Source organism: Nitrosophilus kaiyonis (assembly GCF_027943725.1).
In the GTDB taxonomy this organism is placed as follows: Bacteria; Campylobacterota; Campylobacteria; order Campylobacterales; family Nitratiruptoraceae; genus Nitrosophilus_A; species Nitrosophilus_A kaiyonis.
In genome coordinates this window covers 1,557,858-1,584,422 of the sequence record NZ_AP025696.1, presented here as the reverse complement: position 1 = coordinate 1,584,422, position 26,565 = coordinate 1,557,858, and the positions used below count along the sequence as shown (strand labels likewise).

26 protein-coding genes are annotated in these 26,565 nt (G+C 28.7%); 23 read left to right on the top strand and 3 right to left on the bottom strand.

All coding sequences use genetic code 11. The features are described 5' to 3' along the window. The first annotated feature begins 11 nt into the window (after positions 1–11). Positions 12–776: an ABC transporter ATP-binding protein gene (locus QML81_RS08290; protein WP_281950963.1), complete on the top strand. Its 765-nt coding sequence runs from the start codon at positions 12–14 to the stop codon at positions 774–776. A 29-nt stretch (positions 777–805) separates the two neighbouring features. On the opposite strand, the gene ftsZ is transcribed toward QML81_RS08290, so the two are convergent. The 3 genes from ftsZ to QML81_RS08275 are packed head-to-tail and all read right to left on the bottom strand — an operon-like array spanning position 806 to position 4,759. Continuing rightward, positions 806–1,927, bottom strand: coding sequence for a cell division protein FtsZ (gene ftsZ, locus QML81_RS08285; protein ID WP_281950962.1), 1,122 nt, complete (start codon positions 1,925–1,927; stop codon positions 806–808). Positions 1,928–1,939: 12 nt separating this feature from the next. Further along, positions 1,940–3,289, bottom strand: coding sequence for a cell division protein FtsA (ftsA, locus tag QML81_RS08280; protein WP_281950961.1), 1,350 nt, complete (start codon positions 3,287–3,289; stop codon positions 1,940–1,942). Then, positions 3,290–4,759 carry a peptidylprolyl isomerase gene (locus tag QML81_RS08275; RefSeq protein ID WP_281950960.1) on the bottom strand — a complete coding sequence of 490 codons (1,470 nt, stop codon included), beginning with the start codon at positions 4,757–4,759 and terminating at the stop codon, positions 3,290–3,292. A gap of 387 nt (positions 4,760–5,146) precedes the next feature. On the opposite strand from QML81_RS08275, the gene QML81_RS08270 reads away from it, so the two are divergent. From QML81_RS08270 to QML81_RS08165, 22 genes are all read left to right on the top strand, one after another. Then, on the top strand, positions 5,147–6,460 hold the full coding sequence (locus tag QML81_RS08270) for an adenosylmethionine--8-amino-7-oxononanoate transaminase (protein ID WP_281950959.1): 1,314 nt from the start codon (positions 5,147–5,149) through the stop codon (positions 6,458–6,460). Positions 6,461–6,865: 405 nt separating this feature from the next. Further along, positions 6,866–7,783 (top strand): 16S rRNA (cytosine(1402)-N(4))-methyltransferase RsmH, encoded by a 918-nt coding sequence (rsmH, locus tag QML81_RS08265; RefSeq protein ID WP_281950958.1) that lies wholly within the window; start codon positions 6,866–6,868, stop codon positions 7,781–7,783. A gap of 3 nt (positions 7,784–7,786) precedes the next feature. After that, positions 7,787–8,074 (top strand): hypothetical protein, encoded by a 288-nt coding sequence (locus tag QML81_RS08260; protein WP_281950957.1) that lies wholly within the window; start codon positions 7,787–7,789, stop codon positions 8,072–8,074. 138 nt (positions 8,075–8,212) lie between these two features. Further along, a complete protein-coding gene (locus tag QML81_RS08255) occupies positions 8,213–11,302 on the top strand; it encodes an efflux RND transporter permease subunit (RefSeq protein WP_281950956.1) in 3,090 nt (1,029 codons plus the stop codon). 140 nt (positions 11,303–11,442) lie between these two features. Next, a complete protein-coding gene (locus QML81_RS08250; RefSeq protein ID WP_281950955.1) occupies positions 11,443–11,724 on the top strand; it encodes a DUF2018 family protein in 282 nt (93 codons plus the stop codon). 192 nt (positions 11,725–11,916) lie between these two features. Beyond that, on the top strand, positions 11,917–12,807 hold the full coding sequence (locus tag QML81_RS08245; RefSeq protein WP_281950954.1) for a polyprenyl synthetase family protein: 891 nt from the start codon (positions 11,917–11,919) through the stop codon (positions 12,805–12,807). 2 nt (positions 12,808–12,809) lie between these two features. Beyond that, entirely contained in the window at positions 12,810–14,135 is a 1,326-nt protein-coding gene (gene hemA / locus QML81_RS08240; RefSeq protein WP_281950953.1) for a glutamyl-tRNA reductase, read from the top strand. Then, positions 14,122–15,828, top strand: coding sequence for a proline--tRNA ligase (locus QML81_RS08235; RefSeq protein WP_281950952.1), 1,707 nt, complete (start codon positions 14,122–14,124; stop codon positions 15,826–15,828). The genes hemA and QML81_RS08235 overlap by 14 nt, the downstream gene beginning before the upstream one ends. Before the next feature lie 10 nt (positions 15,829–15,838). Beyond that, positions 15,839–16,231 (top strand): FxsA family protein, encoded by a 393-nt coding sequence (locus QML81_RS08230; protein WP_281950951.1) that lies wholly within the window; start codon positions 15,839–15,841, stop codon positions 16,229–16,231. Then, on the top strand, positions 16,200–17,045 hold the full coding sequence (locus tag QML81_RS08225; protein ID WP_281950950.1) for a DsbA family protein: 846 nt from the start codon (positions 16,200–16,202) through the stop codon (positions 17,043–17,045). Before QML81_RS08230 ends, QML81_RS08225 begins: the two co-directional genes overlap by 32 nt. Before the next feature lie 9 nt (positions 17,046–17,054). Further along, complete coding sequence (hemC, locus tag QML81_RS08220) at positions 17,055–17,996, top strand: hydroxymethylbilane synthase (RefSeq protein WP_281950949.1); 942 nt, start codon at positions 17,055–17,057, stop codon at positions 17,994–17,996. Positions 17,997–18,092: 96 nt separating this feature from the next. Continuing rightward, a complete protein-coding gene (locus QML81_RS08215; protein ID WP_345741173.1) occupies positions 18,093–19,898 on the top strand; it encodes a menaquinone biosynthesis decarboxylase in 1,806 nt (601 codons plus the stop codon). Positions 19,899–19,908: 10 nt separating this feature from the next. Next, positions 19,909–20,385 (top strand): methylated-DNA--[protein]-cysteine S-methyltransferase, encoded by a 477-nt coding sequence (locus tag QML81_RS08210; protein ID WP_281950947.1) that lies wholly within the window; start codon positions 19,909–19,911, stop codon positions 20,383–20,385. Further along, complete coding sequence (locus tag QML81_RS08205; protein ID WP_281950946.1) at positions 20,364–20,609, top strand: RNA-binding S4 domain-containing protein; 246 nt, start codon at positions 20,364–20,366, stop codon at positions 20,607–20,609. The genes QML81_RS08210 and QML81_RS08205 overlap by 22 nt, the downstream gene beginning before the upstream one ends. Then, entirely contained in the window at positions 20,610–21,803 is a 1,194-nt protein-coding gene (locus tag QML81_RS08200) for a cation:proton antiporter (protein ID WP_281950945.1), read from the top strand. It begins immediately after the preceding gene. Continuing rightward, positions 21,800–22,789 (top strand): anthranilate phosphoribosyltransferase, encoded by a 990-nt coding sequence (gene trpD, locus QML81_RS08195; protein ID WP_281950944.1) that lies wholly within the window; start codon positions 21,800–21,802, stop codon positions 22,787–22,789. The genes QML81_RS08200 and trpD overlap by 4 nt, the downstream gene beginning before the upstream one ends. A 5-nt stretch (positions 22,790–22,794) precedes the next feature. Further along, a complete protein-coding gene (gene tsaE, locus QML81_RS08190; protein ID WP_281950943.1) occupies positions 22,795–23,202 on the top strand; it encodes a tRNA (adenosine(37)-N6)-threonylcarbamoyltransferase complex ATPase subunit type 1 TsaE in 408 nt (135 codons plus the stop codon). Then, complete coding sequence (lptB, locus tag QML81_RS08185) at positions 23,195–23,917, top strand: LPS export ABC transporter ATP-binding protein (RefSeq protein WP_281950942.1); 723 nt, start codon at positions 23,195–23,197, stop codon at positions 23,915–23,917. Before tsaE ends, lptB begins: the two co-directional genes overlap by 8 nt. 123 nt (positions 23,918–24,040) lie before the next feature. Next, complete coding sequence (locus tag QML81_RS08180) at positions 24,041–24,784, top strand: TIGR02757 family protein (RefSeq protein ID WP_281950941.1); 744 nt, start codon at positions 24,041–24,043, stop codon at positions 24,782–24,784. Between the two features lie 101 nt (positions 24,785–24,885). Then, the gene (locus tag QML81_RS08175) at positions 24,886–25,566 is read left to right on the top strand and encodes a F0F1 ATP synthase subunit A (RefSeq protein ID WP_281950940.1); all 681 of its coding nucleotides are present in this window, start codon (positions 24,886–24,888) and stop codon (positions 25,564–25,566) included. An 8-nt stretch (positions 25,567–25,574) separates the two neighbouring features. Beyond that, on the top strand, positions 25,575–25,838 hold the full coding sequence (locus QML81_RS08170) for a hypothetical protein (protein WP_281950939.1): 264 nt from the start codon (positions 25,575–25,577) through the stop codon (positions 25,836–25,838). Beyond that, positions 25,831–26,403, top strand: coding sequence for a thiamine phosphate synthase (locus QML81_RS08165; protein WP_281950938.1), 573 nt, complete (start codon positions 25,831–25,833; stop codon positions 26,401–26,403). The genes QML81_RS08170 and QML81_RS08165 overlap by 8 nt, the downstream gene beginning before the upstream one ends. Positions 26,404–26,565: the final 162 nt, after the last annotated feature.

The window sequence follows — 26,565 nt, the reverse complement described above, 5'->3', positions numbered from 1 at the left end:
CAAGGGAAAATATGGAAATTGCAATTTCAATAAAAAACTTAAAAAAAAGATTTGGTCAAAAAGAGGTGTTAAAAGGTGTAAATTTAGATATTGTTAGAAATAAAACTACAGTAATTTTAGGTCTATCTGGCAGTGGAAAATCAACAATAATAAAGCATATAGTAGGCCTTTTAAAAGCCGATAATGGACAAATTTTGGTTGATGGTATAGATGTAACAAGAGCAGATGAAGAGACAATTTATAAAGTAAGAAAGAAAGTTGGATTTCTTTTTCAAAGTGGAGCATTATTTGATAGTATGAATGTTATGGAAAATGTTGCATTTCCATTAAGAGAGCATACAAAATTAAGTAACATTGAGATATTAAAAAAAGTTGAAAAATCTTTAGAGATGGTTGGATTAAAACCAAAAGAGGTTTTAAGGCTTTTTCCAGATGAATTAAGTGGAGGTATGAGAAAAAGAGTAGGATTAGCTAGAACAATTATTATGGAGCCAGAAATTATTCTTTATGATGAACCCACTACAGGTCTTGATCCAATTACAAGTGATTTAATCTCAAGAATGATAAAAAAACTTCAAAATGAACTAAATGTAACATCTGTTTTAATAAGCCATGATATCAAGGAGAGTTTTAAAACTGGCGATTTTTTTGCATTTTTATATGAAGGTAAAATCATAGAATATGGAGATAAAGAGAGTTTTAAAAATAGTCAAAATGAATATGTACAACAATTTTTACATGGCGAAAGTGTTGGACCTATTAAAATTATAGGCTGATTGTTGATGGGAATCCCATCAACTTTTTTTTAATCCATCTGTTTTCTTAAAAATGTAGGAATATCTAAAACCTCTTCATTAGTATTATCAAAATCACTACCACTAACTTTAACTTTTGTAGTTACTATTTCAGTCTGTTTTGGGGTAACAAGCTTTAATTCTTCTTTTTTCTCTTCTTCATGATCAAAACCTGTTGCAATTAGAGTTATTTTGACTCTATCTGGTTCCATATTTTCATCAGTTGTTGTTCCAAATATAACATGAGCATCTTCATCAGCACTTTCATATACAATATCCATAGCTTCACCAATATCTACAAGAGGATAATCTGGATGAATAGTAAAATGAACCAATACTCCCATTGCACCATTAATAGACATATTATCAAGAAGAGGAGATTCAATGGCGCTTTTGATAGCTTCATAAGCTGAATTACTTCCTTGAGCTTCACCTACACCCATTAGTGCAAGTCCCCTGTGACTCATTACTGTTTTAACATCTGCAAAGTCAAGATTGATATCATTTTGTCCATATGATAATATCACACCACTTATACCACTTACTGCTCTTGCTAAAACATCATCAACAATTTTAAAACTATCTTTTATTCCAAGATTTTTTTCTACAATTGCAAGTAGCTTATCATTTGGTATAACTACAATTGAATCGCTCTCTTTTTTTAGTTCCTCTAAGCCCTCTTCTGCAAGTCTAGATCTTTTTCTACCTTCAAATTTAAAAGGTTTCGTAACTACAGATATTGTTAAAGCTCCAACCTCTTTTGCAGCTTGTGCTATAATTGGTGCAGCTCCAGTGCCAGTTCCGCCACCCATTCCAGCAGCAACAAATACAATATCGGCACCTTCAAGCTTTTCTTTTATTTCATCATAGCTCTCAAGTGCGGCTTCTTTTCCTTTTTCAGGAACCATACCAGCCCCAAGGCCTCTTGTTGTTTTTTCGCCAAGCTGTATCTTTACATGTGCATTTGAAGTATTTAATGCTTGTGCATCTGTATTTGCTACAAGTAGTTCTATTCCATTAATTCCTTGATTTATCATATGACCTATCATATTACCGCCGCCACCACCAACGCCAATAGCTTTTATATTTGCACCTGTCACTTTTTTATTTTCTTCAACAATAAAAGGCTCCATCCAATCTCCTTTTTAAAATAACTGAGTTATCCATCTAAAAAATTTAGAAATTTTCTCTTTAAAACTTTCGCTGTTATCTTTGATATTTTCAAGCTTTGTTAACTGAGCCATTTCGCTCTCTTCTTTTTCTTCAACTAAATTCTCATTTTCTCGCATAGGGATTTTTTCTTTACCTAAATTTTCTCCTCTATATCTTAAATTTTTGTTGGAGTCTATTTCATATTGGGTAAAATGTCCTGCTCCGTACAATACAAGACCAATAGATGTTGAAAAAGCCGGATCATTCAATGTATCAAACATACCTTCAAGATGTTTTGGTTTTCCTATTCTTACAGGCATATTATCAAATATTGCAACTGCCAAGTCTCTTAATCCTTCTAATTTTGTCATACCACCTGTCAAAACTATGCCGGCGCCTATTTGATCTTTAAGACCACTTTTTTCTATCGATTTTGCTAATATCATTAGAGTCTCTTCAACTCTTGCAAAAATTACATTATAAACAATTTCTAATGATACTTCATGAGTATTTTTTTCATCTCCAATAACTGGGATCTCAATAATTTCATTTTTTGAAGATTTTAAGCTTCCATGCTCTATTTTTATTTTTTCAGCTACTGATAAAGGAGTGTGAAGTGCCATTGACAAATCATTTGTTATATGGTTTGAACCAACTGCTAAGAAATCATTATATCTTATAGAGTTTCCTAAATGAATCACTACATTACTTGTTGCAGCTCCCATATCAATTACAGCAACACCAAGCTCTTTTTCATCCTCATTTAATACTGCAATTGATGAAGCATATCCACTTAAAACAACATTTCCAATATCTACACCAGCCGATCTTACTGCTTTTTTAAGATTAAAAAGATTTGATTTTTGTGTAGTGATAATATGAACATCAACTTCCAGTCTGCTTGCATTCATTCCTAGTGGATCTTCTATAAAATCTTGGTCATCCACTTTAAAATTGTATGGAAGAACATGTAAAACTTCATATTCATGAGGAATGTTTGCATTATAAAGGGCTGTTTGCATAACCCTGTTAATTTCTTTAATAGTTATCTCTTTATTAGGAATATTTACTATTCCATTACTATTTACGCTTTTTGTATATGCACCAGATATTGAAACAATAGCTTTTGTAAAGTTTGTACCTGCTACTCTTTTTGCATCATTTAAAGCTGATTTTATTGATTTTGAAGCAAGGTCTATATTTGTTATAGTGCCTTTTTTTAATCCTTGAGACTTAGATATACCTGTCCCAATTATTTTTATTTCATCATTATCTTTAATTTCAGCAATTATTGCACAAACTTTACTGGAACCAATATCTATTGCCAATATTTGGTTTTGCAATTATTGTCCTTTATAGAAAATTTCAATGTTATATCTTTTTTGTAAAGCATCAAGCAGATTACTGTTAAGCAAACTACTTTTTACCTTTATACTATTATCGGTAATAAAATCTTTATTTTTATCCAATTTTGTCTTATTAACAAGTTTTTGGTCTAAAATCTTATACAGAACGATCTTTTGATTGTCCAACTCTATAAAATTATTATTTTTTTGTGAAGCAAAAAGTTTATTTAAAAATTCGGCAGCCTCTACTTCTTCTAGCGGAGGAATTTTGTCAATATCATCTCTTGATATAAAATCAGTTATTTTACCATCAAAATTTTTGTACATTTTTTTTGCTAAAGATAACAATTTCTCTCTCTTTTTATATTTAATAAAATCCCTAACTACCTCATTTTTAGCTTCAAGAAAACTCTTTGGACGCGATGGTACTTTTTCGTCTAATCTTATGATAACATATTTTTCTTTAATTAACTTTGGTTTTAAAACATATTTTTCATTTTTTTGAGATATCTCTTGCATAATGTTACTTGGAAAAATATTATTTGTAAGTTCTAATTCTAATTTTTCGCTCTCTTTTATTTTTCCTTTTTTAAATTGAATATATTTTTTTAAAGCTATTTTTTTTGTTTTTTTCAAAATTAATGCTTTTTTGACTTCCTCTTTTGCATTTTCAAAACTTTTAATTTTTCCATTTTCATCAACAAATCTATTTCTATTTTTTGTGTAAAACTCTTTTAACTCTTTTTCATCTATTTTAATATTTTTAGGTTCAACCCATAAAAGAGAGAGTTTAAATTTTGGTTGCGTCATATAATTTTTTTTGTTTTTTTCCCAGAAATTTTTTAAATCATTTTCATTATATGATATGTTTATATCATTTGCAGTTAGGACTTTATATTTAATCTTGTCTGACATAAATAAAGATGAACCAAAAGTTTCAAACTCTAAAGGAGTTAAAACAGGTTTTAATATATTTTGCAATTTTGAAAGTAAAATCTCTTTTTCAATACTTTTTTCAAAATCTTTTGGTTTAAGTCCTGCTCTTTTTAATACCTCTATATATAATTTTTTATCAAACTTACCATTCTTTTGAAACTCTTCCATAGAAAAGATAGTATTTGCAACTTCATCTTCTAAAACTTTGATTCCAAGCTCTTTTGCAAGATTTAAATATAAAGCTTCAGTTATCAAAGATTTTAAAGCCTCTTTTTCTAGTCCAAGCTCTTTTGCTTTTTTTTGATCAAAATTGCCTTTAAAAAGATTATTGTAGTATGAATAAATATTTGCATATCTTTGTGAGAGCTCTTTTGTAGTTATTTTTATATCACCTACTTTGGCTACTGCACCAGCACTTGAGCCGTATTGATAGGCTCCCCAGCCAACAAAACCTGCACCAACAAATGCAATAGTACTTATCCAAATTGTAATAACAAGCCATTTCTTATGTTTTTGCATCCAACTAATCATTTGCATCCTTTAGGAAAAATTCTCTAAATTTTAGTAAAATTGCCTTTAATAAATGGTTAAATTTAGTTGAGTAGTTGAGTAAGGTGAGTAAGGTGAGTGAGAAGGGTGAAGCTGTGAAGTGAGCGAGGGCAAAGCGAAGCTTTAAGATAACAACTGCTTATTGTCTGTGCCCGAAGCGAAAGCTTAGAGTATATGCGAAGCCAAAATTCAAGGAATTTCGTGTCTGAGCATACGAACAGCTGGTTTACATTGAAGAAAATCAAATGAGCAAAGCGAATGAAGATTTTCGGTTAGATTTAAGGTTGGAGGTAGAAGGCTGAAGGAGATAAAGGGAGAAGTGACCACTTCCCAATGTCTAATGCCCAATTAAAAAGGAGAAGAAAAGTAATGACAAACAATGAATTGATGAAAAGAGATTTGTCTCATATTTGGCATCCATGTACACAGATGAAAGATCATGAATTTTTACCTCTTATTCCTATAAAAAAAGCAAAAGGTGTATGGCTATATGATTTTGATGGAAACAGATATATTGATGCGATAAGTAGTTGGTGGGTAAATCTTTTTGGACATAGTAATGAATATATTAATCAAAAAGTAAAAGAACAGATTGAAAAACTTGAACATGTCATATTTGCTGGGTTTACACATGAACAGATTGTAACTTTGAGTGAAAGATTAGTAAAAATTACTCCTGATGGATTAAATAAATGTTTTTTTGCAGATAATGGTTCAAGTGCTATAGAAGTTGCATTGAAAATGAGCTTTCATTATCACAAAAACAAAGGCGAAATAAAGCCCTTTTTTGTATCTTTGAAAAACTCATATCATGGAGAAACTATTGGAGCATTATCAGTTGGTGATGTAGAACTTTATAAAAGTACATATAAAGAGATATTAATAAACACAATACAAGAAGATGTTCCAAAAGATATGAGTGAAGCTGCTGCAATTGAAGCAGCAAACAATTTAGAAAAACTTTTTGAAAAAAGACATCAAGAGATTTCTGCATTTATTTTAGAGCCTTTAGTACAATGTGCAGGTTATATGCATATGTATAATCCTTTATATATTAAGCTCTCTTATGAATTATGTAAAAAATATAATATCCATTTTATTGCTGATGAAATTGCGGTGGGTTTTGGAAGAACAGGGAATATGTTTGCATGTAATAGTGTTGATATTACTCCAGATTTTATGTGTTTATCAAAAGGTTTAACAGGTGGATATCTTCCATTATCTGTTGTTTTAACAACTGATGAGATTTATGGTGCATTTTATTGTGATTATAATACATATAAGGCATTTTTACATTCACACAGCTATACAGGAAACCCTCTTGCTTGTAGTGCGGCAAATGCAACGCTTGATATTTTTGAAAATGAAAATATCATAGAAAAAAATAGAATAAAAATAGAATATATAAATAAAAAACTTCAAAAATTCAAAGATTTGCCAAATGTAAAAGAGATTAGACAGACAGGAATGATAGCTGCTGTTGAATTAAAAGGTTATACACCTCAAGAAAGGATTGGACTAAAAATATACCAATATGGACTTAAAAATGAAGTTTTATTAAGACCGCTTGGACATATAATATATTTTATGCCACCATATGTCATAAGTTTTGATGAGATAGATAAGATGATGGATGTGGCATATGAGGGAATAAAGAAGGTGAGTTGGGAAGTTAGAAAGTGAGAGAGTGAGGAAGTTAGAAAGTGGAATAGCAGGATAGTGGAATAGGTGGTAAGGGGGTAAGTGAGCGAGGGCAAAGCTAAGCTTTAGGACAACAACTGCTTGTTGTCTGTGCCCGAAACGAAAGCTGAGAGTATATGCGAAGCCGAAATTCAAGGAATTTCGTGTCTGAGCATACGAACAGCTGGTTTACCTTGAAGAAAATCAAATGAGCAAAGCGAATGAAGATTTTCGGTTAGATTTAGACGAATGAGGTAGAAAGTGGAATAGAGCATAGTGGAATAGCTAGATAGGTGATAAGCAGTGAAGCGGGATAGGGACATAGGAGGTAAGGTGATGAAGCGGCCAATTTCAAATTCCAAGTTATTATTAACGAATCAGGAATTACGAATTACGAAAGGATAAAAATTGAATATACCACATATACCGGTATTATTAAATGAAGTGGTTGATGTTTTTAAAGATATAAAAGATGGATATATAATAGATTGTACTTTAGGGTATGGCGGACATAGTGAAGCTATTTTAAAATCAAATCCTAATGTAAAAATTATTGGAATTGATCAAGATATTGAAGCTATTGAATTTTCAAAAAAAAGATTAGAATCTTTTAAAGATAGGGTAAAAATTGTAAAAGGTAGATTTTCACAAAAAATAGAAGAACTTATAAAAAAATATGAAATTAAAGGAATACTTGCTGATTTAGGAGTTTCATCTTTACAGCTTGATAAGAAGGAAAGAGGATTTAGTTTTGATAGTGAAACATTAGATATGAGAATGGATAAAGAGAGTTCTTTAAGCGCTTATGATGTAGTAAATTTTTATCCAAAAGAGAAATTGGAATTTATTTTTAAAGAGTATGGTGAAATTAGAAATTATAAGAAAATAGCTGATATTATTGTTAAATATAGAGAAAAAAACAAAATTACAAGTCCCAAAGAGCTTGTGAAAATATTGGAAAAATATTTGCCAAAAAACAAAAAAATTCATCCAGCTACTTTAGTTTTTCAAGCAATTAGAATAGAAGTCAATCAAGAATTAAAAGAGTTAGAAAATCTTTTAGATATTTTAGAAAAATTTAGACCATCTAATGCAAAAGTAGCTATAATAACATTTCATTCTTTAGAAGATAGAATAGTTAAAAATAGATTTAGAAATTGGGCAAAGGGCTGTATTTGTCCATCATATGCAATTAAATGTGAATGTGGTGGTAATAATGAAATAGGTAAAATTTTGACAAAAAAGCCAATCGTTGCCACTCAAGAAGAGATTTTAAAAAATCCAAGAAGCAGAAGTGCTAAACTTAGAGTTTTTCAGTTTAGGTAAAAAATGAGAAAAAATAGTGAAAAAATTGAACTTTTAAAAAGTTTTGATAAAACACAAGAAAAATATAAAAATCTTGATTTCAAATTTATAGTTACAATATTTTTATCAATGCTTATTATTTTTATGCTAACTTTTCCAAAAATTTATATCACTAACCATATCTATTATACAAGCAGAGATATAAATAAACTTTTAGATGAATATAAAGCTTTAAAAGAGGAAAATAGATTATTAAAACAAAAGCTTGAAAAGATTAAATATAAAAATCAAGTTCTTGATACTATGTTTTGAGGATAGTTGAGTTAGGTGAGTAAGGTTAGTGGGGTAGGTTGAAGGATGAAGGGGTGAGGTGGTAAGGGAGTAAGGGGGTAAGGAATGCGGCCAATTTCTAATTCCTAATTACCAATGACTATATTACAAAGGAATTAAGTGTTTAAAAAATTTATAGAGTTTGCTATAGATAAGCCATCATTAAATCATATCTTTTTAATTTTTATTTTTATTCTATCTATATTTGCTTATATTAATGTACCAAAAGAGATATTCCCTCCAGTATCATTAAATAAAATTTTAATAACAGGTTCATATCCTGGAGCGAGTGCTGAAAATCTTGATCAAATGGTTGTTAAAAATTTAGAAGATAGCTTAAAAAATGTAAACAATTTATCAGATATTGATACTATAGTTAAAAATGGAAGATTCACAATTGTATCTGATATAAAAGAGGGCGCGGATGATATTCTTGTTTTAAATGATGTAAAAGATCAGATTTCTAAAATAAAAAGAGACCTTCCATCAGATATGGATGAACCTGTTGCAACAGTTTTAGAAAAGAGTTTTCCTTTAGTTTTAATAGCTATTGCTTATGAAGGGGATAAAAGAAAACTATTAGATGTAGCAGATGAGCTTAAATCAAAACTATCTAATATAAAAGAGTTAAGAGAGATAACTATTAGAGGTGATAGTGATGAAGAGCTAGATATTTTAATTGATGAAGAAAAAATTAGAGCTTATGGATTAAATTTTTTAGCTACAGTTGAAGCATTAAAAAATTTATCTTCTATATTTCCTATAGGAAACATTAAAGAAAAAGGCAATCATTTATATATTACAACCCAAAATGGTAAAAAGATAAAAAAAGAGTGGGATGAAATAGTTTTAAAAATTCAAAATAAAAAAGTTTTTCTAAAAGATATTGCAAAAATCAAGTTTACTTTAGCAGACCCTACACAATTATCTCATTTTAATGGGAAACAAAATGTATCTTTGAATGTTACAAAATCCAAAAATGGTAATGCAATAAAGCTAGTTAAACATATTAAAAATATTTTAAAAGAGTTTAAAAAAAGATATCCAGAGTTTACATTTCAAGTATATACAGATACCTCTATTTGGATAAGAAACAGGCTCAATACTGTTACATCAAATCTTTTATTTGGTCTGCTTCTTGTATTTATTTCTCTTCTTTTAACAGTTAATTATAGAATAGCTTTAGTAGTTGGTATGGGAATACCAGTTAGTTTTATGATTGGATTGATTGCGTTAGAAATATTTGGGTATAGTCTAAATATGCTCTCTTTGCTCGGAGCTTTAATAGCCCTTGGCATGCTTGTAGATGAAGCTATAGTTGTTGCAGAAAATATTTATAGGCATCTTGAAAATGGAGAAAATCCAAGAGATGCAACTATTATTGGTACTATTGAGATGTTTCCAGCGGTATTAACAGCAACTGCTACAACAATTTTTGCTTTTTTACCGCTTTTGATAATGAGTGGAGAGATGGGTAATTTTATAAAAATTTTACCAATTATGATATCTATTTTACTTTTAAGTTCTCTGTTTGAAGCTTTCTACTTTCTTCCTCTTCATGCTAAGGATATTTTAAAGGTAAAAAAAAGTAAAAAAGAAAATAGTAGTTTTTGGAAAAAAATGGGAGAAATTTATGAAAAAATATTGGGATTTTTATTAAAAAGAAAATATATCGCTTTAGTATCTATTATTTCTTTGATTTTAATTTCGACTTTTATAATGCTAAAAAAATCTAAATTCCAACTTTTTCCAGAGTTTGATACAACTCAAATATATGTTAGTGGGAGAGTTAATGTAAATAATGATATTTTCGAGACAGAAAAAATTGTATCTAATGTAGAAAAAGATATTTTAAAAAATATTAAAAAAGATGAGGTAAAAAGTGTTACTACAATAGTTGGAATGAAACTAGATGCAAAAAACAATGCTGAACAGGGTGAAAATCTTTTTCATATTTTTATAAATCTACATGAACCAAAACCTAAAAATTTTGTGGATAAATATATAACTCCATACTTTTCTTTTGAGTATGATTCATCAGATATGATTAGAGATAGAGTTGCAAAAGATATAGCAAAAGATATTAAAAAAATTGTGGAAAAATATAAAAAAGATAAAGAGTTTGAAGAGATTAATGTAATAGTACCACAAGCAGGTATAGTAAAAAGTGATATAGAGCTATCTTTAGTTTATCAAAACAATGAAGATGTTTTAAAAGCAATAGAAATTATTGAAAAAAATATGAAAAATATAGATGGAGTTTTTAATATAACAGATGATGCTTATGAAGGAGAAAAAGAGTTAAAACTAAAATTAAATAGATACGCTCAAGAGCTTGGAATTGATGAAAATTATCTTTATCTTTGGTTAAGACCTCTATATTTAAAGGGTGAATTTTCAAAAATGTTTAAAGATGAAAAACTTTTTAGAATACGTTTTGAATCATTAAATAAAGATAAGTTTGAAAAATTTAAGAATCTTGAAATTGACATTCCAAATAGTAATCAAAAAGTATTTCTTAAAGATATAGCCGAATTTGTTTATAAAAAACATTTTTATACATTAATAAAAGAGAATGGAGATAAAATAAGAACAATTTATGCAAGTTTAGATAAGAAAAAGATAACTTCAGATGAATTTTATGACAAGATGTCTCCAATATTAAATGAAGTTAAAAAAATGGGAATCAATATAATCATAAAAGGTGAGCAAAAAGAGAATAAAAAAGTAAAAAGAGAGATAGGTGAAGCTGCAATAATTGCTCTATTTTTAATTTTTATATCTTTAGTTTGGATGTTTAATTCAGTAATTAAATCTTTAATAGTTTTAAGTTCTATTCCTCTTTCCATTTTTGGAGTTTTACTAGGACATAAACTTATGGGTATAAATCTAACAATGCCAAGTTTAATAGGAATAGTAGGATTAGCTGGTGTAGTTGTAAATGATGGTTTGATTATGCTTGATTTTATAAAAAATTGTAAAAATATTTCTTGTGTAGTTGAAAAAGCAAAGTTAAGACTAAGACCAATACTTTTAACATCAATAACAACAATTTTAGGTCTGTCTACTTTGATGTTTTTTGCATCTGGTCAAAGTCTAATTTTACAACCCATGGCAATAACACTTGGTTTTGGACTTGCTTGGGCAACAATTATAAATCTTTATATTGTTCCACTGTTTTTTAGTTCTATTTATAGGATAAAAGGATAAAATACGATAGAATTTTGTTTTAATTAATAGGAAAAGGTGAGTAAAGCATAGAAAGTAAGGGGATAAGTTGTGAAGCTGGGAAGCAGTGAAGTGGCTAATTTCCAATCACGAATAACGAATCACGAATTTAAGGAGGGGAAATGTTTAATGATGTTGATGATTTTATGATGGGTACACCAAGCAGCAAATTTAAAGATATTGTTTTTAATGCAAATAGAAATGTTGTAGAAAATGAGCTAGATAGATTGATTGAATGGATGGCAGCTCTTGAACTTATTTTAGAGAAAGAGTGTGGAGTTGATGATGTTGAAAAAAAGGTAAAATATTTTATAGCAAATGAGGAAAATAAAGATGAATTGGAAAATAAAAAGAATTCATTATATATAGAATCTATGGGAAATATTTTAAGCGAATCGGAGTAAAGTAAAATTGTTATTTGGTTATTGGTGTATTGGTTATTAGTTATTGGATTAAGGTTGAAGGATTTAAGGATATAGTGGATAGTAAAAACTTAGTACTCATTGCTCAGGGCTTAAATCTCATACTCATACTTAATACTAATTTCCAATATATCAATATACTAATTACTAATGTCTAATATATAAGGAGCACTTTTGTTAGATCTTGTTGAAAATAGAATTGAAAAATATATTGATGAACTTCAAGACTCTTATATAAAAGAATTATTTAAAAGATTACCGGTAGGAAAGAGACTTAGGGCAAAACTAATATTAAAAATTGCAAAAAAAGATGAAGCTATTGATTTAGCAGCAATTATAGAGATGATACATGCTGCAAGCTTATTGCATGATGATGTAATTGATGATGCAATGACTAGAAGAGGTGCTCCTTCAATAAATGCTCTTTATGGTAATAAAACTTCTATTATGTTTGGTGATATATTATATTCAAAGGCCTTTTTTGAGCTTGCAAAATTTGAAAGCGAAATTGCGAAGATAGTTTCAAATGCAGTAACTCAATTAAGTATAGGTGAATTATTAGATGTAAATTTGACAAAAAATTTCAATACCGATATTGACATTTATTTAGATATGATATATAAAAAAACTGCATCATTGATTGAAGCAAGTGCAGAATGCGCTGCAATATTATCTGATAAAGATAAGGATGCTTATGCTATTTATGGCAAAAATTTAGGTTTAGCTTTTCAAATAGTTGATGATATTTTAGATATTGTGGCTGATGAAAAAAAGCTTGGTAAACCTACAATGAATGATTTTAAAGAGGGAAAAGTCACTTTGCCATATATATATTTATATAATGCATTAGAAGAAAAAGATAAGGAAAAATTGAAATCTCTTTTTAAAAAAGAGGTAAATGCTCAAGAAAAAGAGTGGATAAAAAATAAAATGATACAAACAAACTCTATTCAAAAGGCTATAAATTACGCTCAAAAATTAGGTAATGAGGCAATTAATGCTATTGATTCTAAAGATGAAGAGTTAATTGAAATTATGAAAAATCTAATTTATAGGGAATATTAAGAATGCAATATTTAGTAGTCAGCTTTTCTCATAAAAATACAGACCTTCAAACTCGTGAAAAACTTGCTTTAAATGATGAAAAAACTAGAGAAGCAGTATATAAAAAACTAATTCAAAATAGTGTAATTAATGAACTTATAATTCTATCTACTTGTAATAGAGTAGAATTAATTGCAAGTGTAAAAGATCCATTTAAATCAAGTGATCTTATATTAGAAGAGTTGTCAAAAATATCTGGTATAGATTTTGATGAACTTGAAGGAAGAGCTGATATTTATGAAGATAATGGAGCAATTCATCATATCTTTAGTGTTGCATCTGCTCTTGATAGCCTTGTAATTGGTGAGACTCAAATATCAGGACAGCTAAAAGATGCATTTAAGGAAGCGTTTGAGAAGGGATATGCTTCTCAAAAATTGGCAAGAGTTATGCATTTTGCTTTTAAATGTGCAGCGGAAGTTAGAAACTCTACTGACATTTCAAAAAGCCCTGTTTCTATTGCAAGTGCAGCTGTAGCACAAGCAAAAGATATTTTTGAAAATTTGGGTGGAATGAGTGCTCTTGTTTTAGGAACAGGAGAGATGGGAAAATTGGCAGCTAAACATTTAATATCAAATGGATGTAATGTAATACTAATTGGAAGAAATATAGAAAAAACAAAAAGAGTTGCAAAAGATTTAGGAGAAAATGTTGAAGCACAATCAATAGAAAATCTTAAAAATCTTATAAATAGATATAGACTACTTTTTAGTGCTACCTCTTCAAAAGAGCCAGTAATAACAAAAGATATGGTAGAGGAAAAAGATTTTAATCGTTATTGGTTTGATATGGCTGTTCCAAGAGATATAGATGATTTTTATATAGAAAATATTAAAGTTTTTGTAGTCGATGATTTAAAAGCTATAGTAAATAAAAGTTTAGCTTTAAGAGAAGCTCAAGCAAAAGAGGCATATAGAATAGTTGGAAAATATACAAAAGAGTTTTTTAAATGGCTTCAAACTCTATCAATTGAGCCAATAATAAAAGGTATAAGAGAGAAGGCAAAAGAAGCAAGTATTAGTGAAATTAAAAAGGCTATAAAAAAAGGGTATATTCCAAAAGAGCTTGAAGAAAATGTAACAAAGATTTTACATAATGCTTTTAATAGATTTTTACACTCTCCAACGAAAAATATAAAAGCTATAGCAGATGATCCTAGCGGAGATACTATAATTGAATCTGTAAAATATCTATTTGATTTAAATGGTGAAGAGTATAATCATTTAAATAGATATAAATGTGAATATTATATGAATATGATTGAAGGAGAAAATAGTGAAATTCAGTAATGCTTTTATTCCAACAACTAAAGAGACTCCAAAAGATGCAGTTTTACCAAGTCACATATATTTAATTAGAGGCGGTTTTATCAATCAAGTAGCAAGTGGAATATACAATTTTTTACCTCTTGGAAAGATTGTTTTAGAAAAAATTAAAAATATAATCAAAGAAGAGTTAGATAGCTCTGGTTGCCAAGAAGTTCAACTTGGATTTATTACTCCATGTGAATTATGGGAAAAAAGTGGTAGATTTTCAAAATATGGAAAAGAGCTTTTAAGATTTAAAGATAGGAAAGAGAACTGCTTTGTACTTGGTCCAACTCATGAAGAGATGATGGTAGAGCTTGTTAAAAATAGAGTAACAAGTTATAAACAGCTTCCTTTAAATCTATATCAAATTCATCTTAAATTTAGAGATGAGGCAAGGCCAAGATTTGGGCTTTTAAGAGGAAGAGAGTTTGTAATGAAAGATGGATACTCTTTTCATGCAGATGAAGAAGATATGAAAAGAGAGTATCAACTTATGGAAGATACTTATAAAAAGATATTTAATAGACTAGGACTAAATTTTAGAGTTGTAGAAGCCGATGTTGGTGCTATTGGAGGGAGTGGTAGTAAAGAGTTTATGGTTTTGGCAAATAGTGGTGAAGATACCATAGTAATTTGCGAGCAGTGTAATTATGCTGCAAATATTGAAGCTGCTAAAAGGAAAAAAAGAGTTCCTCCTACAGAAGCTCCTGAGTTTAGTGGTTTTAGTAAATTTCATACACCAAATGTTACAACTATAGAAGATTTAAGTAAATTTTTTCATATAGACCCATACTATCTTTTAAAAGCAGTTGCTAAAAAGGCAATTTATGATGATAAAGAAGAGATTGTTGTTTTCTTTTTAAGAGGTGATGATGAATTACAAGAGACAAAAGCTGCAAATGCAGTTGGAGCTAATGAATTAGTTGATGCAAGTGAAGAGGAATTAAAAGATGCTGGACTTGTTCCTGGATACATAGGACCATATGATTTAAAAGTAAAATATATTATTGATATTGATTTAAAAGATGAAAAAAATCTTATATGTGGTGCAAATGAAAAAGATTACCATTTAATTGGTTGTGACCTTGAAAAACTTGAAAATGTTATCTATAAAGACATAGCTGCAATAAAAGAGGGAGATTTGTGTCCAAAGTGTGGAGGAAAATTGACTTTAACAAAAGGTATAGAGGTTGGACATATTTTTCAGCTAGGAACTAGATATAGTGAGCCTTTAAATGCTCTTTTTTTGGATGAGAATGGAAAAAGTAAACCATTTGTAATGGGAACATATGGAATAGGTGTAAGTAGATTGATAGCTGCAATTATTGAACAATCACATGATGAAAAAGGGTGCATTTGGCCAAGAAGTGTTGCTCCATATTTAGTCGATATTGTAGTTTCAAATATAAAAGATAATGAGCAGATGGAATTTGCAAAAACTTTATATGATGACCTTTTGAATGAAAATATAGAAGTTATATTAGATGATAGGAATGAGAGATTTGGTTTTAAGATGAAAGATTTTGAGCTTATAGGATTTCCTTTTGCAGTAATTGTAGGTAAAAGCTTGAATGAGGGCAGCGTTGAAATAGTTGATAGAAAAACTTTAGAAAAAATTCAAATACCTAAAGAAGAGGTTTTGGAATATTTATTACACAAACTAAATCGTTAAAGGTAAAAAATTGATCTATTTTTTATTGTATCTTTTTATTGAGACCTTTGTTTCAGTAGAAATTGCAAGTGCAATTGGTCCTATCTGGACTTTTATTGAAATAATTGTTAGTGCAGTTGCTGGTTTTTATATCTTAATGAATTACCAATATAAAATAAATGAATACCTTTTTGCTGTAGCAAAAAGAGAGATAACTCTTGATGAGTTTGAAAGTATGAGTATATATACATTAATTGGTGCGATTTTACTAATAATTCCAGGATTTTTTACAGATATTTTAGGAATTCTTTTACAATTTCATAATGTTGCACTATTTTTTGCTAAAAAGATTTTAAAATTAAAAGAAAAGGAAAAGAAAAAAGGAGAAGAAGATGTCATCGATGTTGAGATTATTGAGCATTAGTACAGCTTTAGCTATATTTAGCTTTGGAGCAACAGATGCTCAAATTATAAAATTTGTAAAAAGAGGATTAAGTAAAAATCCATCTTTAAAAGTAAATAGTGTCAAAATTGTAGATAAACAAATTTTAGATAAACCAAAAGGATGGCAAGCATATTTTATAAAATTCAATTTAACTCTAAAAAGAGGCAATAAAAATATAAATATTTCACAAAGTGATATTATATTTGCAAAAGATGGTTATATTAGTCCTGATTTTATAAATATTAAAACAAATAGAAGTATAAAACATGATTTGTCACCAAAAGTTGATGAGAGTTTTTATGATGATAAACATCTTCTTCTAGGAAATAAAAATGCAAAACATAAAATATTAATTTTTTCAGACCCAAACTGTCCTTTCTGTAAAGAGATAGTACCAGAAGTTATTGAAATTGTAAGTAAATATCCTGAAATATTTGCACTCTATTATTACCATTTACCACTTTTAAAACTTCATCCAGGATCTTTAACATTATGTAAAGCTATGATTTTACTTCAAAAGGATAAAAAAGTTGATCTTATAAAAAAGATTTATGAAGTAGATTTTGATTATGAAGAAAAGGATGAAAAAAAGGTATTGGATGAGTTAAATAAAAAGCTTGGCTTAAATCTTACTTTAAAAGATATAAATCAAGAGTGGGTTAAAAAAGAGCTTGAAAATGATATGAAAAGAGCAGAAGATCTTTTAGTAAATGGTACTCCAACCATGTTTTTAGATGGGAAAAAAGATCCAAGTAGAGAAAAATATAAAGATTTTATTCCAAAGAAAAAGTAAAGGTTTTAAATGAAAAAATTCATAATAGCTACAAGAGGAAGTAAACTAGCCCTTTGGCAATCAAATCATATTAAAAATGAATTAGAAAAGAAATTTGATGGATTAAGTGTTGAATTGAAAATATTTAAAACAAAAGGGGATAAAATCCTTGATACTCCTTTAGCATTGATTGGTGGCAAAGGACTCTTTACAAAAGAGCTTGAAGATGCAATGTTAAAAGGAGATGCTCATATCGCAGTTCATAGTTTAAAAGATGTTCCAACAATATTGCCAGATGGTTTAATATTAGGAGCTATTACAAAAAGAGAAGATCCAAGAGATGCTATTTTAAGTCAGGAGTATACTTCAATCGAGGATCTTCCTCCAAATGCTGTAGTTGGTACAACAAGTCTTAGAAGAAGAATGCAAATTTTACATATAAGGCCTGATTTAAAAATAAAAGATTTAAGAGGAAATGTTGATACAAGAATAAAAAAGTTAAAAAACAAAGAGTTTGATGCAATAATTTTAGCATACGCTGGCCTGAAAAGACTTGGCCTTTTAGATGAAGTAAAATATATAACTCCTATAGATGAAGAGATTATGATACCTGCTATGGGACAAGCTGCTCTTGGAATAGAGTGTATAAAAGATGATGAAGTTTTAAATATAGTTAAATCTTTAAATGATGAAAAAAGCGAAATAGAAACAACAATAGAGAGAGATTTTGTGGATACTCTTCAAGGTGGATGTCAAGTACCAATAGGTGTAAAAGCGACACTTCTTGAAAATGGGGATATTATAACAAGAGCAGTAATAGGCCTTCCAAACGGAAAAGAGCTTTTAAAAGATAAGATTTATGGAACAAAAGAAAATTATAAAGAGCTTGGAAAAGAGCTTGCAGACTCTATGATAGAAGCTGGAGCAAAAGAGCTTTTAAAAAGAGCTGAGGAGATAGCATTTAAAGATTAGTAATAGGCATATAACAAACTTGATATTTGTCAATTAGATGTTTTGAAAAATCACTTATATACAAATTTGATTCCAAATCTTGGAGTAAAAATGAAAATAAAAAATGTTATAGACTTTTTAAAAAAAGAGGGAAATTTAAAAATAATAGAAGATGAATTAGATGTAAATCTTGAGATTCCGCATATTGCTTATATAGAGGTAAAAAAAAAAGATTCACGCCCGCTTCTTTTTACAAATCCAGTAGATAAAAAACTGGGTATAAAATACAGATATCCAGTATTAATGAATATTTTTGCAAATTATGATATTACTACAAAAATACTTGGCAAACATCCCGACTTAATTGCAAAAGAGATTGAAGAGCTTTTGCATCTAAAACCTCCAACAAAATTTAGTGAAAAAATTTCTCTATTTATGAAACTATTTAAACTTAAAAATGTTTTTCCAAAAAGAGTAAATTCAAAAGGGATATCTCAAGAAGTTGAGATAAAAGATCTTGATGAGTTGCCAATCTTAAAGACTTGGGAAGAAGATGGCGGAAAATTTATAACAATGGGTCAGGTTTATACAAAATCTTTAAATGGGAATATCCAAAATCTTGGTATGTATAGATTGCAAAAATATTCAAAAAATAGACTTGGTATGCATTGGCAGATACATAAAGATGGAGCCCATTTTTTTCATGAGTATAAAAAAGCGAACAAAAAGATGCCAGTAACTGTTGCAATAGGAGGAGATCCTTTATATATATGGTGTGGTCAAGCTCCTCTTCCTCATGGAATATTTGAGCTTTTGATGTATGGATTTATAAGAGAAGAGAGATTAAATTTAGTAAAATCATTAACTAATGATATCTATTTTCCAGAAGATGTTGATTTTGTTATAGAAGGGTATGTTGATCCAAACGAGTTTGAAATAGAGGGGCCATTTGGTGATCATACTGGATATTATACATTGCCAGAGCCTTTTCCTGTTATGGAAGTTACAAAAATAACTTCAAAAGAAAATCCTATATTTGCTGCTACTGTTGTTGGTAAACCACCTTTAGAAGATAAATATATGGGATGGGGGACTGAGAGGATATTTTTGCCTCTTTTAAAAACCACTGCTCCAAATTTGATCGATTATCATATGCCAGAAAATGGAGTATTCCATAATCTAATATTAGCTAATATGAAAGTTATGTATCCAGGACATGCAAAGCAGTTTATGCATGCATTTTGGGGAGTAGGGCAGATGAGTTTTGTAAAACATGCAATATTTTTAGGAGAAGACTCTCCAAGATTAACCGATTATGAAAATGTTGCAACATATGTTCTTGATAGATTAAAAAAAGAGGATATTTTAATAAGTGAAGGAGTAGTTGATCATTTAGACCATTCAAGTCCAAAGCAGTTTGTTGGAGGAAAACTTGGAATCGATGCTACAGGAGAGCCTTTAAAAGAGCTTGGAATTGAGCTTTTAAAAGATAATGAACTTCTTGAGAAATTAATTAAGATTGATGAAGATATAACTGGATTAAAACAGTACAAAATAGAGACAAAAAATCCAATAGTTGTTATTAGTTACAATAAAAAAAGATCAGTAAAAGGGCTATTTGAAAAATTGGAGCCTTTGAAAAAATATATAAAAATATTAGTTGTGGTTGATGAAAAAAATAACGATTTAAATAATCCTTATATGCTTATATGGAGAGTTGTTAATAATATAGATGCAAAAAGAGATGTTTTACTTGATCCTTTTATTATGATAGATGCAACAAATAAAGATCCAGATATTGATAATTTTGATAGAGAGTGGCCACCAGATGTAGTTTGTAGTAAAGAGGTGATAGATGATTTAAGAAAAAGAGGACTTTTGGATATTGATGATGAGTTTATTAAAAAGTTTGGTATTTTATAATTAATAAAGAATGTTAGAAAAAGAAAAGATATATATTGATTATTTCCCATCTTTTTTGGGAGATATTGAAATAATATCAAATGATAAATATCTAATAAGTGTTGGTGTAGCAAAAGATAAAAAAGAGATAAAGACAAACAGTATCACCCATTTAACAAAAACATGGTTTGAAAATTACTTTTATGAAAAGAGAGTTACAATAATTCCTCCATTAAAACCTGCAAAAAGTCTGTTTGCCCAAATAGTTAGAAATGAAGTATTAAAAATTGGATTTGGAGAGTGTAAAACATATGGAGAGATTGCTAAAAATATAGGCAAACCAAAGGCATATAGAGCAGTTGCTCAAGTTTTAAAATATAATCCATATATGATAATTGTTCCTTGCCATAGAATTATTTCAAAATCAGGTATTGGTGGATATAATGGTGGTATTGAAATAAAGAAAAAATTGTTGGAGTTTGAAAATTGCGAATTGATAAATTTTTAAATGCTGTAAATATTGTAAAAAGAAGAGCAATAGCTCAAGATATGATTGCAAACAGAGTTGTTTTTATAAATGATAAAGTTGCTAAGGCAAGTAAAGATGTTAAAATTGGTGATAAAATTACCATAAAATATCTTGAATATGAAAAAAATTATATAGTTTTAGATATCCCAAAAACAAAAACAATTCCAAAAAGTAAAATGAATGAATATGTAAAAGAGATTTAGATGCATAGTGAGGATATTTTTTTAATTTTATTAATTATTCTTTTTAGTGCAAGAGTTTTTGGAGAAATTTTTAGAAAACTTTCATTTCCCTCTGTTTTAGGTGAGCTTTTAGCAGGTTTAATTTTAGGTCCTTCTTTATTTGGAATAGTTGAGCTAAATGAAGTTATAAAACTATTAGCTGAAATTGGAATAATTTTGCTTTTATTTGATGTTGGTCTTGAGACAGATTTAAAAAAGCTTTTACATACAGGATGGATGGCTACATTTGTAGCAACTGCAGGATTTATATTGTCTTTTATTTTTGGCTCATTGATATCATATTATGTTTTTGGATTTAATGAAATTGAATCTATGTTTATTGGAGGAACAATAACAGCTACAAGTATAGGAATAACTATTAGAGTATTACAAGATTTAGATAAGAGAAATACTCAAGAGGCTGAAGTTGTTATTGGGGCAGCAGTTTTAGATGATATTTTTGGAGTAATACTTTTGGCAATTTTATATGAATTTTCAAGTAGTGGAAAAGTTAGCTTTATTTATGCTTCAAAGGTTTTTATTTTTATTCTTGGTTTTTTTATTATTGCTCCAGTGGCAGCAAAAATTATTGCAACTCTAATAAAAAAATATCATGATACAAATAAAATTCCTGGACTTTTGCCAACATCTGTTTTTATGTTGGTACTTTTTTTTGCATGGCTTGCAAAAAAAAGTGGTGCTCCTGAAATTGTAGGAGGTTTTGCTGCAGGATTAGCATTATCTCGAAGATTTTTTCTTCCATTTGGCTTAGCTTTATCTTATGATGTAAAATTTTCCCAGAAATTGGAAAATGAGATAAAACCTCTTATATATGTTTTTACTCCTTTTTTCTTTGTTGCTGTTGGATTATCTATGAATTTAAAAGAGATAGCTTGGAATGAAGCTTTTATTTGGTATCTTTTTTTCTCTATATTTTTTATTGCAATTATTGGTAAAATATTAGGAGCACTTTTTATTCCAATAGATTTTAAAAGAAGGTTAATTGTTGGTATCTCTATGGTTCCAAGAGGAGAGGTTGGTCTTATTTTTGCTGAAATGGGAAGAATTTCAAATATATTCACTAATGAAATTTATGCAGCTTTAATTTTAGTAATTGTTTTTACAACAATTATCCCTCCATTTGTAATAAAATTTTTATATAAGGAAAATTTATGAATTTTAATGAAGCTTATGAAAAATTTACAATACTTTTTGAAAATAAAATGAGCGAAGATGAGGCTAAAAATTTTTTAATAGAGCTTTACGAAAAGGGTGAAAGTGCCCAAGAGATTGCAGCTGCAGCAAAAGTTATGAGAGAGTACTCTATAAAACTTCCTGTTTCTAAAGACCTTCAAGAAAAGCTTATAGATGTTGTGGGAACAGGCGGAGATAAAAGCGGAAGCTTTAATATTTCAAGTACAGTAGCAATAATACTTGCAAGTCTTGGAAGTTATGTAGCAAAACATGGTAACAGAAGTATAACAAGTAAAAGTGGCAGTGCAGATATGTTAGAAGCGCTTGGGATAAATTTAAATCTATCTCCTGAAAATCAAGTAAAAATGTTAGAGGTATGCGGTTTTTGTTTTATATTTGCACAAAATTTTCATCCAGCAATGAAATATATTATGCCTATCAGAAAATCTTTGCCACATAGAACAATTTTTAATATATTAGGACCTTTAACAAATCCCGCTGGAGCAAAAAAGTATTTACTTGGAGTATTTGATAAAAACTATATTGAAAAAATTGCAAAGGCGTTAACTTTAATAGATACAAAAAGAGCAATAGTTGTAAGCAGCCGTGATGGAATGGATGAGATAAGTATAAGTGATATTACATATGCATGCGAGGTAAAAAATAAAAATATATATGAATTTATAATCGATCCAAGAGAGTATAATATACCTTATTCTCCATTTAATGCAATATTGGGTGGAGATGCAAAAGAGAATGCTAAAATTACAAAAAATATTTTAACTGGAGAATTAAAAGGAGCAAAAAGAGATATTGTAGTTTTAAATGCAGCTGCTGCTTTGGTTGTTGATGAAAAAGCATCTTCAATTGAAGAGGGAATTGATTTAGCAAATGAAGCGATAGATTCTAAAAAAGCTTATAATAAATTAAATGAAATTATAGAGATTTCAAATAAACTCTCAAAGTAGATAAAATGGAAAAAAAATTTATTTTGTCAGAGAATGAGTTAGAAAAATTAGTTGATTTTATTTTGAAAAAAGATATTAATATTATTCTTTTAAAAGGAAATCTGGGTAGTGGAAAAACTACTTTAGTTAAAGCTTTAGCTAAGAAACTTGGCATTAATGAAGTCTCTTCTCCTACATTTTCAATTTTACAAATTTATGGAGATAAAATTTATCATTATGATCTTTATCAGACTTCATTTGACAAATTTATGACTTTAGGACTTTTCGAAGAACTTGGAAAGAGTGGTTATCATCTTATAGAGTGGCCAGATGAGAATCTTGAAAAGTTTATTCAAAATTTGGGATTTAAATATATGATAATTGAGATAAAACCAGTTGATAGTAAAAGAGAATACAGGATTATATATGCATAAATTAGTTGCTAAAAATTTAAAAAAAGTTATTAAAAATCATATAATTGTTGAAAATATCAATCTTGAAGTAAAAAGTAAAGAGGTAGTTGGACTTCTTGGACCAAATGGTGCCGGAAAAACAACTACCTTTTATATGATTTGTGGTCTTATAGGTGCAACAGATGGAAAAGTTTTTTTTGATGATAAAGATATTTCATCTTATCCTCTTCATAAAAGAGCTAAAATCGGTATAGGATACTTACCACAAGAATCAAGTATTTTTAAAGATTTAAGTGTTGAAGAAAATCTCTACCTTGCAGCAGAAGCTGGAGTTTTAGATAAAGAAAAGAGAGAAAAAAGAGTAGAAGAGTTATTAGAGCTTTTTAATATTGAACCTATAAGACATAGAAAAGGTATTAGTTTAAGTGGTGGAGAGAGAAGAAGATGCGAGATTGCAAGAGCTTTGGTAAATGAGCCAAAATTTTTACTTTTAGATGAGCCATTTGCTGGTGTTGATCCTATTGCTGTTATTGATATTCAAAATATTATACAGCAGCTTATCGAAATAGATATAGGTGTTTTGATAACGGACCATAATGTAAGAGAGACATTAAGTGTCTGTGATAGAGCCTATGTTATAAGAGATGGAAAATTACTAGCTCAAGGTACAAGCGAAGAAATAGCAGAAAATCCTGAAGTTAGAAAACATTATCTTGGAGAGCATTTTAAGTTTTAGAAAATAGTCATTAGTCATTAGTCATTAGTCATTGGGAATTAGGTTTAAGGCTGAAAGAAAAAGTAAATAATAAAAAATCTTAACTCTTAGTACTTAATGCTTAACTCTAATAGAAGGAGAATTTTGAATTTTGATAGATTAAAAGAGTTGCTTGATAAAGAGGTTGAAAAGAGAGACAATTTTTTTGAAGTAAATTATGAAAATCCAGATCCAATTTTAGTAGCAAGAAGATATAAAAATGAAAAAATAGCTCTAATTTGTGCTCTTTTTGCATATGGCAATGCAAAAGCAATTGTGAAATTTTTAGATTCTTTAGATTTTTCTTTATTGAAAGAGAGTGATAAAGAGATATTAAAAATAGATAAATATTACCGTTTTCAAAAACCATTAGATGTGGCAAATCTTTTTTTAACTCTAAAAAGAGTAGACAATTTAGAGGATATCTTTTATGAAGGATATAAAAAAGAAGAAAATGTTCTTGATGGAATAAGTAATTTAATAAAAGCTTTCAAAAAGGAAAATAGTTATTCTTCATATGGATACAATTTTTTAATAGGAAAAGAACCAAAGAAAAAATATAAAGGTGAATCTTGTTATAAAAGATGGAATATGTATCTTAGGTGGATGGTGAGAAAAGATAGTATCGATTTTGGGCTTTGGAAAAAGATTGATAAAAAAAATCTCGTAATTCCATTGGATACTCATACATTTAATGTTTCAAAAAAGATAGGATTGTTAAATAGAAAAAATTATGATCTTCAGGCTGCAATTGAGTTAACACAAAATTTAAAAAAATTTGATCCAAATGATCCTGTTAAATATGATTTTGCGATATATAGGCTTGGACAGGGTAAAAAATATGTGTAAAAAATAAATATATTAAATTTTTATAAAAATTTTTTGAAAAATTAATACACCATTAATCAAAAAAAAGATAAAATTTATCAAAATATTTATTAGGAGATGAAATGGAGGGAATCTTTACTTTTTTAGGTACTATTTCTCATGACCATACATTTATCTTTGTAGCTCATACAATACTTGCAGCTATTATTGTTTTAATATTGGCAAAAGCAGCTACAAAATCTTTAAGAGTAGTTCCTCAAGGTGTACAAAATATAATGGAAGCCTATCTTGAAGGCGTTATTGCAATGGGCAGAGATGTTATTGGTGAAAGTAATGCAAAAAAATATCTGCCATTAGTTGCTACACTCGGACTTTTTATATTTGTTGCAAACATGATAGGTATCATTCCTGGCTTTGAATCACCTTCAGGGAATATTAATTTTACTTTAGCGTTAGCATTAATTGTTTTTATCTATTACAACTATGAAGGTATAAGAAAAAATGGTGTTGTTCACTATTTTGCTCACTTTGCAGGACCTGTAAAATTACTTGCACCATTGATGTTTCCTATTGAGATAGTTTCTCATATTTCAAGAATTATATCTTTGTCATTCAGGCTTTTTGGTAATATAAAAGGTGATGATCTATTTTTATGGGTTCTTTTAATGCTTGCACCTTGGATAGTTCCTCTACCAGCTTTTGCATTGCTACTTTTTAGTGCATTTTTACAAACATTTATATTTATGATACTTACTTATGTTTATCTTGCTGGAGCAGTATTGTTGCATGAGGAATCTTTATAGGATTTAAATTGAAAAAAACTTTGTTAGAAAATGTTATAAGTTTTCTACTTGGAATTTTCTGGGCGCTTTTAATTTTAAGCGCCTTTTTCTTTTTCCAATCTTTTATTAATCTAGGCTTTCTTCCAGCTCTTGTTGCTGTTATATTATCTTCAGTTTTTTGGCTTTTATTTATTGTGTTTTTAGAAATTGCAAATATTCAGGTTGAGAAAATAAAAGAATTAAAAAAACAGACAAGAATTTTGGAGTCTATAAAACATAAAATAAATGAATAAACTTCTCTCCTATCTTATAACTGATCCTAAATTTTATACAGATAATCCAACAAAGCTAAAAAAATTTTTAGAAATTGCTGTCAATAAACATAAAGTAGATATGATATGTTTTAGAGATAAAAAAAGTAAAAATTTTAAATCTTTATCTATCCATTTTTTAAAAAAATCTAAAAATCTAAAAATTTCAAAAATCTTGATAAATTCTAATATAGATATAGCATATAGATATAAATTTGATGGAGTCCATCTTCCTTCCTCAAAGATGAATCTTATCAAACAAGCAAAAAGAAAAAAGCTTTTTGTAATTGCAAGTACACACAATTTTTATGAGATAAAAAAAGCAATTGATTTAGGGGCAGATATGATTACATATAGTCCCATTTTTTATACTCCAAATAAGGGTGAGCCAAAAGGATTAAAAAATCTTAGAAAAGTTGTTTTAAAATCAAAAATTCCAGTTATTGCTTTAGGAGGAATAATTACTAAAGAACAGATTAATAAAATAAAAATAAGAAAAGCTGCTGGATTTGCTTCTATTAGATATTTTGTAAATAAATATTGGTAATTAGTATATTGGTGTATTAGTGTATTAATAATTTTACATTTAACTATAATAAATTTATTCGAATTATTCGAGTTCCGAACTCGAAGTTTTATTAGCAGTGTAATGAAAGTTTCAATTTTAAACATCCAATTACCAATTACCAATTACTAATTACTAATCTCC

Bases quoted from the DNA above. Each gene is read 5' to 3' on its own strand.
- QML81_RS08290 (WP_281950963.1), top strand. From the start codon at position 12: ATGGAAATTGCAATTTCAATAAAAAACTTAAAAAAAAGATTTGGTCAA.
- ftsZ (WP_281950962.1), bottom strand. From the start codon at position 1,927: ATGGAGCCTTTTATTGTTGAAGAAAATAAAAAAGTGACAGGTGCAAAT.
- QML81_RS08275 (WP_281950960.1), bottom strand. From the start codon at position 4,759: ATGATTAGTTGGATGCAAAAACATAAGAAATGGCTTGTTATTACAATT.
- QML81_RS08270 (WP_281950959.1), top strand. From the start codon at position 5,147: ATGACAAACAATGAATTGATGAAAAGAGATTTGTCTCATATTTGGCAT.
- QML81_RS08260 (WP_281950957.1), top strand. From the start codon at position 7,787: ATGAGAAAAAATAGTGAAAAAATTGAACTTTTAAAAAGTTTTGATAAA.
- QML81_RS08250 (WP_281950955.1), top strand. From the start codon at position 11,443: ATGTTTAATGATGTTGATGATTTTATGATGGGTACACCAAGCAGCAAA.
- hemA (WP_281950953.1), top strand. From the start codon at position 12,810: ATGCAATATTTAGTAGTCAGCTTTTCTCATAAAAATACAGACCTTCAA.
- QML81_RS08225 (WP_281950950.1), top strand. From the start codon at position 16,200: ATGTCATCGATGTTGAGATTATTGAGCATTAGTACAGCTTTAGCTATA.
- hemC (WP_281950949.1), top strand. From the start codon at position 17,055: ATGAAAAAATTCATAATAGCTACAAGAGGAAGTAAACTAGCCCTTTGG.
- QML81_RS08210 (WP_281950947.1), top strand. From the start codon at position 19,909: ATGTTAGAAAAAGAAAAGATATATATTGATTATTTCCCATCTTTTTTG.
- QML81_RS08200 (WP_281950945.1), top strand. From the start codon at position 20,610: ATGCATAGTGAGGATATTTTTTTAATTTTATTAATTATTCTTTTTAGT.
- trpD (WP_281950944.1), top strand. From the start codon at position 21,800: ATGAATTTTAATGAAGCTTATGAAAAATTTACAATACTTTTTGAAAAT.
- tsaE (WP_281950943.1), top strand. From the start codon at position 22,795: ATGGAAAAAAAATTTATTTTGTCAGAGAATGAGTTAGAAAAATTAGTT.
- lptB (WP_281950942.1), top strand. From the start codon at position 23,195: ATGCATAAATTAGTTGCTAAAAATTTAAAAAAAGTTATTAAAAATCAT.
- QML81_RS08175 (WP_281950940.1), top strand. From the start codon at position 24,886: ATGGAGGGAATCTTTACTTTTTTAGGTACTATTTCTCATGACCATACA.
- QML81_RS08165 (WP_281950938.1), top strand. From the start codon at position 25,831: ATGAATAAACTTCTCTCCTATCTTATAACTGATCCTAAATTTTATACA.